Below are 14,372 nucleotides of genomic sequence, written 5' to 3' on the forward strand. Positions count from 1 at the left end.
GCGACCGTCGCGCAGCGCGAAGCACGGACGGCGGCCTGCTCAGAGCAGGCCGCAGGACAGTGTCCGGCTCCGAGCCGAGACTGCCTGGCGAGAACGGATCCGACCGCAGGTGTCGGACGACGGTGGTGGCGAGGCGTCCGCCGGGATGATGCCGGTGCGGCAGGGGCCACGATCCCGTCCCCTCGCGGTCGGCACCGAGCGGATATCGGCACGGCCGTCCCTTCGGTCCACTGAACATGCACCGCCTCCCCATCCCGCTGAGCAGGCACTGACACCCCAGCTCGCTGAGCGGGCACCGACGGGACCACCTCGGCCCGAGGCGCGGGGGCGAGCGGCTCGCAGCAGGGCGAAGAGAGGTCCCCGGTACGACGGGCCTCCAGGCGGACGGCCATCAGAGCGCCACAGGGCTGCACGTAGTCGTGATCGGCCGGTCGGTCGTCGAGGCAGCCGTGCGCGTAGGGGGCATGCCCGCAGGCGGCACACCCCATCGGCATCGGTGGGGCGTCGACGAAACAGCCGCAGCCGCTCACCGTGATCCGGTCAAGAACCGGAGCACTAGGGTTGTTCACGGGTCAGGACTCACTTCCTGATCAAGGGCTCGTTGACGGTGGCCCACACCATCGACGGGCCCGTTTCATGTCGAAATCACGCGACGACACAGAGCGCGAGCCGATCACTTGCTGTTCGAGATTCAACACCCTGAGTGACGTACAGCATGATGCCGTGAGAATCTCACAGCAGCAATCCCATCGCACATATTTGTTGTGTTGAGCAGGAGGAGCCGATCGGGCTCCGGCAAACTGACCGCATGAAGTACTCCACGGTTCGCCTTCGTCGTCTCTCCCGTGAGCTGCGCACCTTGCGTGCGACCACCGGCCTGACGACCGAGGCCGCCGCCGAGCATCTTGGGTGGTCCAGGTCGAAGCTCAACCGCTTCGAAACTGGCAAGATCGCTCCGACACCCGGAGATGTGGCGGCCATCTGCCGTCTTTACTGCGTGGAGGAAGCAACCACGGAGGCCATGGTGCAGCTCACCCGTGAAGTCGCCCGCCGAGGTTGGTGGACGGCCTATTCCGATGTGTTCACCGGGTCCTACGTCGAGTTCGAGGCGGCGGCCAGAACGATCTGCCACTGGGCACCGTTGGTGGTCCCAGGCCTACTTCAGAACGAGAACTACGCCCGGGAGGTCATCAGGGCGGGCCACCCGGATCGGTCCGATGTCGAACTGACGCGTCGCGTCGACGCCCGCATGCAGCGCAAGACCACCCTGCTCGGCTCTCAGGCTCCGATGCTGCACTTCCTCATCTTTGAAAGCGTCCTTCGCTACCCCGTGGGGTCAGCCGACACCATGGCCGATCAGCTCGACAACATCCTGCAGGCCACGAACAGACCGAACATCACCGTTCAGATCCTCCCGTTGAAGGTCGGCGTTCATTGCGGCACTGAGGGCGCCTTCTCGGTGCTGTCCTTCGATGACGACCCAGATCTGGGCTATGCCGAATGTCCGGCGGGTGAGGTCTACGTCGAGGACAGCGAACAGGTCCGGCGACTTATGCTGACGTTCAAGCGCCTTACCGACGCGTGCCTACCCCCCGAGGAGTCCGCGGCGTTCGTCGCCGCCGTGAGGAGTAACCATGCTCTCCCCTGACCTGTCCGGCGCCGAGTTCCGCACGTCCACCCTCAGCGGTCCCAACAACGACTGCGTCGAAGTGGCCACCAACCTGCCGGGGCTCGTCGCCGTACGCGACAGCAAGGACCGCAACGGCCCGGCCCTGACCTTCTCCCCTGCTGTCTGGAGAGACTTCCTGGCGGGCATCCGCAACGGAGAGATCTGACCCGGCAACGGGTACCGGCCTTTAGCGAGTGCGGCCCACCGGGACCGCGACCAGGCCCTTACAACAGGGAGCCGATTTTGGGGTCGTACTCCCAGTGCCAGGGTTCGAACGGGCTGACATAGGCCCACTTGGGGTGGATCCAGCCGAACTTCTTGCCGTTCGCCTCCAGCCAGTTGAACTGGGGCGAACGGAACCGCTCCACGCCGCCGCACAGGTCGACGGCCAGCCCCAGCCCGTGGTTACTGCGCCCCGGAATCGCCGCCAGGCCCGGACGGGTGTAGTAGACCGACTGCTGCTCGGCCAGGCTCCGGTAGCTGTCGGTCACGCATATCGGCCTGCCGAACTGCCGCTTGTACGACTCGTTGAGGCTGATGAACGCGAGCGCGGCGTCACCGCGCAGCTGGTTGCCCCGCTGCTGGAGCGGGCAGAGGTACGCCTGCGGGATGAGCCCGTTGGGGAAGTCGCTCATCGAGGCGGCCCGGGTCGGATCGCACCCCGCGGCGGGCCGTCCCTGCTTGTTGATCTTGACGCCCAGCTTCACCAGCGCCTTGGTCAGGGATTGCACGATCTTCTGGGAGCGAGCCCTGAGCGTCTCGATCTCGGCGCCCATCTGCGCCTCCGCGAGCAAGTTACTGGCCCGGAGCTCCTGAGCCTCGCCCGCCAGCCGCTCGCGCTCCTTCTGCAGGCGGCCGCTGTCCCGCAGGATCAGGTCCCGCTCGGCGACGAGCTGGCTGACGGTCGCCATGGTGCGCAGGGTGTCGCCGTTGGACTGCCCGGACAGGAACCCGGCCACCTCCCCGCCCGCGGGCTGCTGGTAGAGCAACCCGACCAGGTTCGACAGCGGCTGCCGGATCTGGGCGAAGGCCCTCTCGGCCGTCTGCAGCTCCCTCAACGTTGCGGAGAGCTTCCGCTCGGACTCACGGATCTGCGCACGGCGCTGCTCCAACGCCTTGGTCGCGGCCTCGAGGTCCTTGGCCGCCTTCTCCGCCTCGCGACGCAGCTCGGTGAGGTTCACCGGATCGGCGGGGGCGACGGCTTCGACGTCCGCCGGTGCCCGCTGCGCGGCGGCGACTCCCGGCAGGAGGGAAGTCATCATCGCGACGACGGCGATCAGGCTCGCTGATCGACGAGGTGGCACGTTCGACCCCTCCGTTTGCGAATTCGTGACCTGGGCCAGGCACGCACGCTACTACAGCCGACCAACCGTACGGGCCAGCTCTCCACAGCCGTTATGCGCCGAACACCCCTTTTTGCGACCGGACAAGTCAGACTTTTCCCCGGTCGGACCGCCGCCGGGCGTCCCCGAGCCTGGCATCCCGCCACCTCGTCGGACCCTCGTGCCGACCTCCCGCCGAGCTCTCTTGCCGGCCCGCCGCCGAGCTCTTTTGCCGACCCGCCGCCCGCGCCACCGGCGTCCGCTTCCGCGGCCTCCTCCCTGCCGTCTATGACGCCCTGCCCACTGCCTCCGGCGCCCTCCTGGCCGCCTTCAGCGTCCCCTCCGAAGGCGACCGTCCTGCCGTCCTCGGTGACGACCGCTCCCTCCAGGGCGGCACCGGCACCGTACGCATCACCCGGGGCTCCGCCACCGGCACCACGCGCTCCAGCCAGGGTCTGAACGGCATCGCGGACTCTTCCCCCGTCCTCCGGTGAGCTCCGGTCGAGCCGGGGTGGATCCGTACGGGGACGAAGGCGTCCGGGTAGGCCATCCCCGGCGTTCCGCCGACCGGCTCCCCTGCGCCACCCGCGTCGTCGGCGCTATCCGCGCCGACCGGGCCTCCGCTCCCGAACTCGCCTCCGTTGCCAGGCGCGTCGCCCAGGTCGCCCGTCGGGTCCGTGGCACCGATCTCGTGGGGCGTGTCGACGCCGTCCGCCCCTGCCGCGACGAGCACCCAGCCGCCGTACACCTGATCCGGCCGCAGCGGCGAAGGCACCAGCCTCGCCCTGAACAGCCCGTCCGGTACCGGACCGACCACGACCGGCACCACCGCCACCGCACCTGGTACCGGGGCGGCCATGTCCAGTGCCGGCCCCCCGGCCGGTGCCAGCGCGCCGTTGTCCGGCCCGGACGGAGCCTCCTCCTCGCCTCCGGCTCCAAGGGCGTCGCCGCTTCCCGCATCGGCATGAGGTGTCGTGCCGCTCGGCCTCTCCCCGTCATGTACGGGCCCCTGGAGCCCTTCGGCTTCCTCGCTCAGCCCGTCGCTCCCCCAGGCCCCCTCTCGGCTTCTCCCCGCGCTCTCCTGCTCCCCGTGCCCGCCCTGAGGGCTGTCCGTCCGGCCGGATATGCCGGGGTCCGGATCGGCGATGGCCGACCGCAAGATCGCCTCGTAGCCCGTCAGTTCGACCGCCAGTAACCCCCCGGCCAGAAGCGCGGGCGCCAGCATCGCGCCACAGAGCACCACCGGCTGAAGCGTCCGGCGCCCACGATCACGCTTCCGTCGCCCATTGATCACAGAGAGTGACAGTAAGCCTGCCCATCGTCACCCTCGCTCCCACTTGCCGCCCTTTTACTCCACGTCAGCGAACCGATAACCCGGCCTCCACCCCCAACTCCCCCTCCGGGCGCGCAAGCACTCCGTACTTTCGCTACTCTTACAAGGAGCCCCTGCCTCCGTAGCTCAGGGGATAGAGCACCGCTCTCCTAAAGCGGGTGTCGCATGTTCGAATCATGCCGGGGGCACTCTTCCGACCAGCGATCATGCCTTTGACCTGGGCATGTTCTTCTCCTTGTTCCCCGGCTCCATGCAGCCGTATGCAACCGTGGGCAGCCGTATGTCAGCGGCCGTGGGATATGCGTGGGATGAATCTCGAAGCGTTTCCGCAGGTCGCACCTCGTCATGGCGGACCAGAGCCGGGCGATCCCACGGGACCGGACAGTAGTCCGGAGGCAGAGCCGGCACCACCTAGGATCGGACATCGTGCAGCGATTGGCGCTCTTTGACCTGGACAACACACTCATCGACCTGGACGCCGCCTTCCAGGTGTGGGCGGAGGAGTTCACCGAGGAGCATCGTCTCGGCCAGCAAGCCGTCGACTACATGATCAAGCTGGACCGTAACGGCCTGCCTCATCGTGAGCTGTTCTTCGCCAAGGTGCGCGAGCAGTTCAAGCTCTCCACTTCGGCAGCAAATTTGTGGGCCGCGTACCGCCGCCGTATGCCCCATCTCGTCGAGTGTCGTCCCGAGGTCATGGCCGCGCTGGCAGAGCTACGCGCGCTCGGATGGCGGGTAGGGATCATCACCAACGGCACGGCGGACAACCAACTCGGCAAGATCCAGCAAACGGGCTTGGGCGACGCCGTCGACGGCTACGCACTTTCGGGCATCGAGGGCATCCGCAAACCCGACACGGGCCTGTTTGAGATCGCTGCCAAGCGGTGCGGCACAGACCTCGCCGAGGGAGGGTGGATGGTCGGAGACCACCCCGTCGCGGATGTCGGTGGGGGGCACTCGGCCGGCCTGTGTACGGTCTGGATCGGTCGCGGAGCTTGGACCGGTCATGAGCGCCCGCCAGACCATGTAGTCACCGATGTGATGCACGCGATGGACATCTTGCGCACCGTCGGCGAGTGACTTTCCGGAGAGGCTGAGGGGCCGCAGGAACGTCAGTAGAGTCCTGATCCATGACCCGCCGGATCGACTTCCACGACGACCCCGCCGCCCCTAAGCCCAACAGCCTGGTTCCGTCAGTGAACGTCGTAGTCACCAACGAGGCGGGCGAGATCCTGATGATCCTTCGTAGCGACAACGGCAACTGGGCCCTACCCGGCGGCGCGATCGACCTTGGCGAGTCCCTGCCCGAGGCCGCGATCCGCGAGACGTTGGAAGAGACGGGGATCGGGTGTGAGATCACCGGCCTTGTCGGAACGTACACCGACCCCAAACACGTGATTCTCTATACCAGCAACGGCGAGGCCCGACAGGAGTTCTCCATCGTGCTCACCGGCCGAGTCGTCGACGGGGAGCCGACGCCAAGCGACGAATCCCGGGAAGTGCGTTGGGTGCCGCGGGACGCGATTTGCTCACTGTCGATGGACCGCTCAATGCGGCTGCGGATCCGCCACTTCCTCGAAGGATCGGACAAGCCGCACATAGGTTGAGGCCCCGGCTTGTGCCGAGGCCTGGAGTCGAGCATTTATGGGAATCATTCGCCGAGAGCGTTGCCGATCTTCCCGTTCATCCGTTCCTGTTGGCCCTCCATGCATTTGGCGTACACCCGGTGGAGGACCTCCACGCTGTGCCCGGCTCGTTTGGCTACCTCGGTAGCCGGTACGCCCGCGTTGAGCCAGAGGGACAGGGCAGCGTGTCGCAAGTCGTAGGGCCGGGCGGCGAGCGATGACCTCACCTGCTCATCGGTGAAGACGAGCGCTCGCGCTTCCTGCCAGACGTAGGAGCATGCCGAGCTGGAGTAAGAACCTCCCTTGGTCGTCCGAAAGAGCCGGCCGTCGTCCTCGGTGCCGTAGGCGTCGATGTGCTCACGGAGAATGGTGACCAGGACAGGCGGGATGGGGATCTCCCTGGTTTCCTTCTTCGCTCGGTGCTTGAGGCTGCGTGACTCGTGGGTCTCCCCCGAGTTGGTCCATCGCTTGTTCGCCTGCGGTCTCGCCCTCTCCAGGATGATCTGACCCCATCCCGCTTCGGGCAGGGTGCAGTTCTTCAGACGAAGGTCCGCCGCCTCCTCCGGCCGCAGACCCGCGTAGTAAATGCAAGCGAACAGGGCTCTGAGTCGAACTCCCCGAGTGCGGCCGATCTTGGGCACGGCGGCCAGGAGTTGCTTCGCTTGGGCCGGATTGATCACCGTGCGGGGGTCGACGACGTTGACGGCCTTGGGCGGCTTCCACTTGATCTCATGCAGCGGATTGATCGTGAACACCTTTTGTTCCACCGCCAGCTCCAGGAGGTGATGAAGGATGGCCCGCTTCCGCCGTACCGTGTTGGCCGCGGCCTCCTTACCGTCGAAGGTGACCGAGATGACGTCGAGCGCGATACGGACAACGCGCGCCTCCTGGAGATCCGCCAGTGGAAGGGACGCCTTCTCCAGCCAGCGCAGCGCCACGGCCTGCACACGGGTCAGCGTCTCCCGCCGGTCTTCCGGAAGCAGCACGTGGTCACGTAGCACCTGCCGCAGTTCGTCGTCCTCCGGCCGGTCCGGTACGTCGGCCACCAACGCCGGAATCAGCGACAACAGCGCGTACGCCTCAGTTTCCCGAGTTCGAGGAGCCGTCCTGCGCCACCGACTGACCACGTACGACTGCGCGAACTGCATGAAAGTGGGTCCCGAAGGCTCAGAGGCCGCCAGCATCGAGAGCGGCAGTCCGGTGGCGACGTCGAACGCCTCCCCCTTCCTCGCCGCTTGGCGAAGGTCGGACAGGAAGTTCTCGGCCAGCGCCTTGGTCCGGAAGGTCTTGGATCGCGACTTGGTGCCGGCCTTCCAACGTGCTTCGAAGGACGGCGCCTTGCTGGACTGGTTCCGGCGGACTTCCCAGATGCGCACTTCGTAGGTGACGGTCACGACGCCTCCCGCAGCGAGTCGAGCCACGCTTCGAGGTCGCTGCGCCGAACACGCAGCTCGTCATTGGGGTACTGGATGCAGGCTGGCGCCTTGCCGAGTTCCCGCCACCGGTAGAAGGTGCGACGGGAGATTCCGTTCAGCACGGTGAGCACTTCGGGCACGGTGAGGAGTCGGTCATCAGGCCGAGGCATCGCACACCTCCCCGAGCACCGGAGGTAGGGGCAAGGGTCTCCCCGTCAGTGCGGCAGCGAGGAGAGCGTCTCCGATCGACAGACCTTGTCCGGCGTACTCCCATTCGGCGATCACGAGGACGGTGTCCTCGTCGAAGAGCGGAAGCCGTCCGGTGCTGATCGCCTCACCGCGCATGTAGTCAGTGCGTTCCTGGCGGATGTCGCCGAGGGTGGTGGAGTAGCGGCGGCTCTTGGTGGAGAAGTGGCCGCGGAAGCCCAGCATGTTCGCCCATTTGATGAGCCGGAACTCGGTCAGTTCGTCGAGGGCGCCCAGGCGAAGGCACTCGGCGATGAGCCGCCGGGCGTGGTCACGGACCGGCAGGGCGGTCAGGTCATCGAGGGGGTTGATACGCCGGTCCAGGGTGCCGACGCACTCGGCGGCTTTGGTGGCGTACTTGGCGATGTAGGCGGCTACGGCCTGGTCGGTAAGGTCACCGGTCACGGTGATCTCACGGACATCGAGTTGAGTGCCCCACTGGAAGGCCCGCGCGGGTTCGCCGGGTACCGCAGGGACGGTGACCGCGACGGCCGAGGCGGCGTGCTGTACGGCGTCGGTCAGCAGGTCGGCCGTCGCCCAGGCCGGTGGAGTCGTGGCCGGTCCCTCGGGGCCGTCGACGCGGATGACCGCGTGGAAGTGGACGACGCCGCGCCGCTGATACTCGGCGACCTTGGCGAAGGAGATGACGGCCTGTTGCCGTAGCTCCCACTGTGTCAGCCCGGCGTTCTTGGCGACGCGTCGGCGGAGAGCTTCGGTGAAGCGTCGCCACAGCTCCGGGGAGGTGGCGTTGAACAGCACCGAGCCCGCGTAGTCGTAGCAGTCCGGGCAGAGCGGTTCGCCGAGGCGGCTGTCGTCGGCGCCGTGCCGGGCGGTGCAAGACATGACGCGTCCGTGCGGGCAGGTGGTCGCGTCACGGCGGGCGTGACACGGCAGGACGGCGCCGTTCTTCTCTCGCCGGGTGTGGACGACGCCGAAGGAGGGGGCGGTGAGAGTGATGAACAGGCAGGGGTGCGCGGTGACCGAGGTCGGGACACCTTTGCCCCCGACGAGGCCCGCGCGGATGAGCTGGTAGGTGTCGGCCCGGTAGGTCTCGGCGCAGGCCGGGCAGCGGGAGGCGCGGCGGGTCTTGCAGGGGACGCGCAGGATGCCGTCCGGTTCGGTTGTGGTGGTGTAGGTGTGCAGGCGCTTGCCGGTGGCGGGGTCGAGGTGGTGGACGTGGCCGCGCAGGTGGATGGGCTGTCGGCAGCCGCCGGTTCGGCGGATCTGGGAGGCCCAGCGGGCGTATTGGGGGTCGTGGAGCCGGGTGATCATCCCGGCTACCGCGTGGGGGTTTGGCATGATGGGGTGTCCCTTCCGGGCTGTGGATGTTCGGTGTGGGATGGCCCCCGACGTGGCGGACGTCTTGGCGGATGTGTGGTCACGCCGGGGGCGCCGAGGACTCTCAGATGAAGCCGAGGCCCTCGCAGTGCTCGCAGGTCTGGCCGTGGCTGTCGACTCCGTTACCGCCGCAGTGGCAGCACCGCCAGCGCTTGGGCGTGATGTCGACGGGCGGGGAGTCGGGGGTGTCGGTCATGTGATCCACCTGCTTCCGGTGCGCTTGGGCGCGGTATCGAGGAACACGCGCCAGGTGTGTGGCCGTTCGTGGAGCGGGATGATCGGCGAGATCGAGCCGATCGGGAGGATCGTGCGGATCTTGTTGGCGGCGTGGACGATTTCGGCGTAGGTGCCGTCGAGGCGGATGCGCATGGGGGTCTCCTTCAGGTGGGGTGGGGGCTGTCGCGCAGGGTGCGCAGCAGGTCGGAGGCGAGCTGACTGGACACCCCGAGGCGGGTGCGCAGGGTGTCGCGGGTGATGGGTCTGCCATGTCGGGCGTGGTGTTCGTCGGCGACGCGGCGCGCGTAGTCGAGGAGCTCGCCCGTCGGTCCGGTGCCGTTCTGGCCGTTCTCGGTACCGTTCTGATCCGGTACGGCGGGAACGGGCGGCGGGACGAGCGCGGCGGGTCGGGCCGGGGCCTGCGGTACGGGGTCCGGAACGGGAACGAGTGCCGGGGACGGTTCGGGACGGGGTTCGGAGGCGCGGCGCTCCAGCATGGAGACGGCGATCAGGAAGGCGCCGGCCGGGGTCGCGGCGGTGATCCATCCCCAGGGCGAGGGTTCGGCCTGGGCGAGGTTGGCGGCCAGGGACAGGACGATCCCTCCGATGAGGACGAGGGTCGGCCAGGAGATCCAGCCGTCTCGTTCCCGTCCGTTCTTCTTGTCGCGTTGCCGTTCCCGGGCGGCCATGACACAGGTGAGGTCGACGCAGACGGCCACGGCCCAGGCCATTGGGCCGGACTGTCCGTGTTCGGTGGCGGTGTCGCGGATGTGGGTGAAGCTGGCCGCGCCGGCGATCGCCGCGAGGATCAGTACCGGCGCGGAGTCGGCCAGCCGTACGGCCAGGCGAGGCGCGGTCGCGGTCACGGTGGCTCTCCTTCCAGGTCTGAGAGATCAGGCGATGAGTTCGACGGTGTCGACGCCGGGCAGCTCGTGACCGAGGCCGGAGGCGGCGACCTGGTTCCACGAGGGAGCCATCTGGGCGTAGGCGCCCGCGGCTTGTTCGGCGGCGGTGGTGGAGACGTAGCCGGATCGGGCGCGGTACCAGCGGCCGTCGGAGCCGGTGATCACGGCCACGCCGGGTAGTTCGGGGGCGATGGAGCGGGCGGCTATGAGGGCGTCGGGGTCGAGGTCGCCGAGGGTCATCACGGCGGTTTCGGGGTCGTTGACGCGGTGGCAGACCCGTCCGCCGATCTGGGCGCGCAGCGCGGTCACGCCGGGGCCGAGATCGGAGCCGATGCGCTGGCCGGACAGGATCAGGTGGATGCCGAAGGCGCGGCCGAGCTGGGCGATGCGTAGCAGTGCGGTGGCGGTACGGGTGACTTGATCCTTTTCGGCCTTGTCGGCGGTCAGGTACAGCTCTGCCAGCTCGTCGACCAGGACTACGACGGGGATGGGGCGAGCGGCATCGGGGAGTTGCCAGATGTCGCGCACTCCGTAGCGGCGACAGGCCAGCATCCGGGCGCCCATGACGGCGATCAGGTCACTGAGCAGGTCGAGGCACTCGGTGCGGGTGGTGGCCAGCGCGGTGAGCCGGGCGGCATAGGCCGACAGTTCGACCCCGCCTTTGAGGTCGAAGCCGACCAGGGCGACCGGTTGCGGGGCCAGGCCGACAATGAGCGCGTTGATCAGGTTGGACTTTCCCGATTGGGTGGCACCGGCGTTCATCCAGTGCGGAATGAGCCGCAGGTCCATTCGCCAGGCCGCGCCGGTCTCCAAGACGCCGACGATCGGCCGGAGCAGGTCCTCGGCCCGCCAGCCGTCGCGTGGTTCGGCCGGTGGGCAGGCGGGGGCGACGTGGGTCAGAGGGTCTTGGGTGATGCCTTGGAGGGTGACGCGGCCGGGGCGGGAGCCGACGACGCGAACCGCCTCGATGCGCCAGGCATGCGCGAGTCGTTCACAGACCTTGGCGTAGTCGTCGGGCACCTGGCCGTCGAGGAGGTGGAAGGTGATGCGGAAGCCGTGCCGTACGGGCCGGGGCAGGCCCATCCAGGGCTTGGTGTCGACGGCGACCCGTTGGAAGCGCCGCTTGACGCGTACGACGCCGGTGGAGGCGACCAGGCCGGGGACGGTGGTGAACCACCAGCGGTGCCGCTTCTTGGTCAGCCCGCAGCCGGAGGCGACGTGTCGCCAGGTCCAGCGCAGCCAGATGGCCTTGCGGGGGAAGACGAGGGCGTACCAGTAGGAGGCCGGAGCCCAGCGGCGCCAGGCGATGAGGGTGAGCAGGACGGCGAGGAGTTTGAACAGGGGGTGGTCGAGGGTGATCACAGGTTCGCCCCCGCTCCGGAGGTGAGGGGAGCGCCGGCGGGGTGAAAGGCGGAGGCGCGGTAGGAGATGCCCCAGCGTCCGCCCTGTTCCCAGACGTAGCCGACCAGGTCGACGGGGACGACCTCTTCGCCGGGGGTGATCTGCGGTTCGGGGGTGGTGTTGACCTTGACGAGCTCCATCCGGCCGAGGTCGTCCTCGAACAGGAAGGTGAGTTCGTACATGACGTTGCCGTCCTTGTCGCGCTTGATCTCGCCGGTGTCCTTGTTGACGAGGCGGGGCTTGGCGGCCTTGACGCAGGTGATCTGGAGCTTGGTGACGTCGACGGGGATGGGGATGGCGCGCATGATCGTTCCTTTGCTAGCTGGGATTCTTGGAACACATGGAACACTTAGAATTCTATGTTGTCAATGAGTTCCTTGGCGGCTTGGTTGGTTTCTTTACCGGGGTGTGCTGAACTGGAGTCGTGGTGCAGGACGGTGCATCACGACGCAGTGGGTGCAGCAGATGCGACGGGACGAGACACAGATGGCGGAGAAGACCGGACAGCCGGCCTACTTGCAGATCGTCGACGAGCTGCGCGGCCAGATCCGTGCCGGCTCACTTGCCCCCGGCATGGCCCTGCCCTCCATCGCCCAACTCGGCGAGCGCTTCGACGTCTCCGCCAGCGTGGTCAAGGCCGCGATCAGCGTGCTCCGCACCGAGGGACTGGTGATCGGCCAGCAGGGCAAGGGCGTGTTCGTCCGCCAGGTCCCTGCCGAGACCTCCAAGCCCGAGCTGTCGGACGTGAACGCCGAGATCCTGGAGCAGCTCGCCCAGACGCGCCAGAGCATCAGGGAGCTGGGGGATCGGCTCGTCGCTCTGGAGGCGGCAGTCTTCGCAGAGCCAAAGTGATCTCACCGATCCGGCAGGCCAACTCGTCCAGCTCTGCCCGAATTGCGGTCAATTCCCAGATGATCCGCTGGGGGTCGGCGTTCATCGGTTCCTCCCTTGCTCTGCGGTGTGTTTCGCGTTTCGCGATGTCCTAAGTTCACCGTGAGCTGGGGGTTTCCGGTATCACGCCGATCTAGTTAAGCTTCTTCAGTTCTCCTCAACGGCCATTTACACATGCGTTTTCACATGCACGACCGCACGCCGCGCACCGTCCCCGAAGCGTGAAGGCGAAAGTATGCAATCGAAGACGACCCAGCGACCCGGCTGGATACCCTCCCGCCTGCGCGAACACCGCGACGCCCACGGCCTTACCCTGGAAGCCGCAGGCGAACGACTCCGCCAAGCGGCGGGCCGCCACGGCCTGAGCGTCCCGGCCGCCAACTTCCAAACCCTGTGGGCGCACGAGCAGGGAACCGTGTTCCCCGGCCCGCATTACCGGCGCGCTTACTGCCTGCTCTATGAAGCCACCGAGCCCGAACTAGGGTTTCGTCCCGCCCTGCCCGGTGAATCACAGAAAGCGGAAATTGTGATTTCCGATTTGCCCGCTCCCACCGATCCGGCCGCCGACAATGCCGCCGCCCTGGTCATCGAGGAGACGTTCACCAAGGTCTCCGTCGGCGGCATCGAATCCGGCGACTCCCCGCCGGGACTTCTTCGCAGCCGCGTGGTCGACGCCTGGCGCAGGCGACACGGCGGAGGCAGCCCTCGCCCCATTCTCGCCCTGGTCGGCGGGTACGCCGGATCGGGCAAGACAGAGTTCTCCCGCTTCCTGTCCGACATCACCGGATGGGCGTTCCTGGACAAGGACTCCCTGACCCGATGCATCGTCGAGCGGCTGCTCGTCTCCCTCGGCGGCGACCCCAACGACCGCCACACCGACCTGTACCTGAAGGAGGTCCGCCCCTTCGAGTACCGATGTCTCATGGAGACCGCGTGGGACAACCTCAACGTCGGCACCTCGGCCATCCTGTCGGCCCCGTTCATCGCCGAACTCAAGGACGAGGCGTGGTTCACCCGCCTGGAGAACCGGTGCGCGGCCAAGGGGATCGACGTCGCGGCGATCTGGGTCCGCTGCGACCCCGAGTCGATGCGCGAGTACATCGAGTTCCGCGGCGCCGCCCGGGACGCCTGGAAGCTGGAGAACTGGGAACAGTACGCCGCGAGCCTGAACGTCGAGACCAGCCCGCCCACCGCACACGTCACCATCGACAACCGGCTCGGTGCGGCCATCAGCCTCGCCGACCAGACCCGCGAAGCCCTCAAGCGGATCCTGACGTGAGCCCTCAGGGAATCGTCCTCTACGGCCCGCCCGCCAGCGGCAAGGACACCATCACCGCTGCTCTCACTCGCCTGGATCCTCGGTTTACGTTGTTGCCCAAGCTCAAGGTCGGTACCGGCCGCGCCGAGGGGTATGAGTTCGTCAGCGCCGAGCACCTGGATACGCTCCGCGAGGCGGGCCGGCTGGTCGCCGAGACCCATCGCTACGGCAACGTCTACGCCATCGACCGCCAGACGATCGAAGACCGGCGCGCGGCCGGCTACGTCCCTGTCGTCCACATGGGCAACATCGGTGATCTGCGGCAACTCATCGGCACGGTCCCGGACGGGTGGTTCCGTGTGCTGTTGTGGGTGCCGCGCGAGGTCACCGAGCAGCGATCCCAGGCGCGCGGGGACGTCGACACCCCCAAGCGCCTTGCCGCATGGGACGAGACGCTCACCGACCTGGAAACCAACACCGACGCCGGGTTCTTTCATCTGCGCATCCACACCGATCGCCTCGGAGCCGACGCGGCGGCGCACGAGATCATGAGAGCTTACGATCGTCTGCGGGACGCTGGCTGCTCTCAACCGGAGGGATGCCGTCGTTGAGTCGCGCCGCCACCTCGTCAGGGATCAGGTCGAGCCGCCACCAGGTGCCACAGTCACGACAGCGTGCCCCGTCGGGGAGCGGAAGCTGATAGGTCCACTCGACACGAACGTGCCCGCACCCGTCGGCCCTGTGACTCTGCGC

The 14,372-nt window shown here is 67.6% G+C and carries 17 protein-coding genes and 1 tRNA gene; 8 read left to right on the forward strand and 10 right to left on the reverse strand.

Annotated elements, in window-relative coordinates; translation table 11 throughout:
- Positions 1 to 808: 808 nt before the first annotated feature.
- Complete coding sequence (locus ABD832_RS24515) at positions 809 to 1,648, forward strand: helix-turn-helix domain-containing protein (protein WP_344899343.1); 840 nt, start codon at positions 809 to 811, stop codon at positions 1,646 to 1,648.
- The gene (locus ABD832_RS24520) at positions 1,635 to 1,835 is read left to right on the forward strand and encodes a DUF397 domain-containing protein (protein WP_344899345.1); all 201 of its coding nucleotides are present in this window, start codon (positions 1,635 to 1,637) and stop codon (positions 1,833 to 1,835) included. Before ABD832_RS24515 ends, ABD832_RS24520 begins: the two co-directional genes overlap by 14 nt.
- A gap of 58 nt (positions 1,836 to 1,893) precedes the next feature.
- Here the strand turns inward: ABD832_RS24520 and ABD832_RS24525 are convergent, their stop codons facing one another.
- Together ABD832_RS24525 and ABD832_RS24530 are read right to left on the reverse strand one after the other, a co-directional pair.
- Positions 1,894 to 2,931: a D-alanyl-D-alanine carboxypeptidase family protein gene (locus ABD832_RS24525; protein ID WP_344899347.1), complete on the reverse strand. Its 1,038-nt coding sequence runs from the start codon at positions 2,929 to 2,931 to the stop codon at positions 1,894 to 1,896.
- 346 nt (positions 2,932 to 3,277) lie between these two features.
- On the reverse strand, positions 3,278 to 4,234 hold the full coding sequence (locus tag ABD832_RS24530; RefSeq protein ID WP_344899349.1) for a hypothetical protein: 957 nt from the start codon (positions 4,232 to 4,234) through the stop codon (positions 3,278 to 3,280).
- A 205-nt stretch (positions 4,235 to 4,439) separates the two neighbouring features.
- Here ABD832_RS24530 and ABD832_RS24535 point away from each other — a divergent pair.
- The 3 genes from ABD832_RS24535 to ABD832_RS24545 all read left to right on the forward strand — a co-directional run bounded on the left by ABD832_RS24535 (position 4,440) and on the right by ABD832_RS24545 (position 5,931).
- Positions 4,440 to 4,512: transfer RNA gene (locus ABD832_RS24535), tRNA-Arg, on the forward strand.
- 238 nt (positions 4,513 to 4,750) lie between these two features.
- A complete protein-coding gene (locus tag ABD832_RS24540) occupies positions 4,751 to 5,404 on the forward strand; it encodes an HAD family hydrolase (protein WP_344899351.1) in 654 nt (217 codons plus the stop codon).
- 50 nt (positions 5,405 to 5,454) lie between these two features.
- On the forward strand, positions 5,455 to 5,931 hold the full coding sequence (locus ABD832_RS24545) for an NUDIX hydrolase (RefSeq protein ID WP_344899353.1): 477 nt from the start codon (positions 5,455 to 5,457) through the stop codon (positions 5,929 to 5,931).
- A gap of 44 nt (positions 5,932 to 5,975) precedes the next feature.
- On the opposite strand, the gene ABD832_RS24550 is transcribed toward ABD832_RS24545, so the two are convergent.
- From ABD832_RS24550 to ABD832_RS24585, 8 genes are all read right to left on the reverse strand, one after another.
- Positions 5,976 to 7,343: a tyrosine-type recombinase/integrase gene (locus ABD832_RS24550; RefSeq protein WP_344899355.1), complete on the reverse strand. Its 1,368-nt coding sequence runs from the start codon at positions 7,341 to 7,343 to the stop codon at positions 5,976 to 5,978.
- On the reverse strand, positions 7,340 to 7,534 hold the full coding sequence (locus ABD832_RS24555; RefSeq protein WP_344899357.1) for a helix-turn-helix transcriptional regulator: 195 nt from the start codon (positions 7,532 to 7,534) through the stop codon (positions 7,340 to 7,342). Before ABD832_RS24555 ends, ABD832_RS24550 begins: the two co-directional genes overlap by 4 nt.
- Positions 7,521 to 8,909, reverse strand: coding sequence for a replication initiator (locus ABD832_RS24560; protein ID WP_344899359.1), 1,389 nt, complete (start codon positions 8,907 to 8,909; stop codon positions 7,521 to 7,523). The genes ABD832_RS24555 and ABD832_RS24560 overlap by 14 nt, the downstream gene beginning before the upstream one ends.
- A 103-nt stretch (positions 8,910 to 9,012) precedes the next feature.
- Positions 9,013 to 9,144 (reverse strand): hypothetical protein, encoded by a 132-nt coding sequence (locus tag ABD832_RS24565; RefSeq protein ID WP_344899361.1) that lies wholly within the window; start codon positions 9,142 to 9,144, stop codon positions 9,013 to 9,015.
- Positions 9,141 to 9,317, reverse strand: coding sequence for a hypothetical protein (locus ABD832_RS24570; RefSeq protein ID WP_344899363.1), 177 nt, complete (start codon positions 9,315 to 9,317; stop codon positions 9,141 to 9,143). Before ABD832_RS24570 ends, ABD832_RS24565 begins: the two co-directional genes overlap by 4 nt.
- A gap of 11 nt (positions 9,318 to 9,328) precedes the next feature.
- The gene (locus tag ABD832_RS24575; RefSeq protein ID WP_344899365.1) at positions 9,329 to 10,030 is read right to left on the reverse strand and encodes a DUF2637 domain-containing protein; all 702 of its coding nucleotides are present in this window, start codon (positions 10,028 to 10,030) and stop codon (positions 9,329 to 9,331) included.
- A 27-nt stretch (positions 10,031 to 10,057) separates the two neighbouring features.
- The gene (locus tag ABD832_RS24580) at positions 10,058 to 11,431 is read right to left on the reverse strand and encodes an FtsK/SpoIIIE domain-containing protein (protein WP_344899367.1); all 1,374 of its coding nucleotides are present in this window, start codon (positions 11,429 to 11,431) and stop codon (positions 10,058 to 10,060) included.
- A complete protein-coding gene (locus tag ABD832_RS24585; protein WP_344899369.1) occupies positions 11,428 to 11,775 on the reverse strand; it encodes an SCO3933 family regulatory protein in 348 nt (115 codons plus the stop codon). The genes ABD832_RS24580 and ABD832_RS24585 overlap by 4 nt, the downstream gene beginning before the upstream one ends.
- Before the next feature lie 160 nt (positions 11,776 to 11,935).
- On the opposite strand from ABD832_RS24585, the gene ABD832_RS24590 reads away from it, so the two are divergent.
- From ABD832_RS24590 to ABD832_RS24600, 3 genes are all read left to right on the forward strand, one after another.
- Positions 11,936 to 12,322: a GntR family transcriptional regulator gene (locus tag ABD832_RS24590; protein ID WP_344900071.1), complete on the forward strand. Its 387-nt coding sequence runs from the start codon at positions 11,936 to 11,938 to the stop codon at positions 12,320 to 12,322.
- A 577-nt stretch (positions 12,323 to 12,899) separates the two neighbouring features.
- The gene (locus tag ABD832_RS24595) at positions 12,900 to 13,640 is read left to right on the forward strand and encodes a P-loop nucleotide/nucleoside kinase family protein (protein WP_344899371.1); all 741 of its coding nucleotides are present in this window, start codon (positions 12,900 to 12,902) and stop codon (positions 13,638 to 13,640) included.
- Positions 13,637 to 14,230, forward strand: coding sequence for a guanylate kinase (locus ABD832_RS24600; protein ID WP_344899373.1), 594 nt, complete (start codon positions 13,637 to 13,639; stop codon positions 14,228 to 14,230). Before ABD832_RS24595 ends, ABD832_RS24600 begins: the two co-directional genes overlap by 4 nt.
- Positions 14,231 to 14,372: the final 142 nt, after the last annotated feature.

The organism is Streptosporangium longisporum (assembly GCF_039534895.1).
Taxonomy (GTDB): Bacteria; Actinomycetota; Actinomycetes; order Streptosporangiales; family Streptosporangiaceae; genus Streptosporangium; species Streptosporangium longisporum.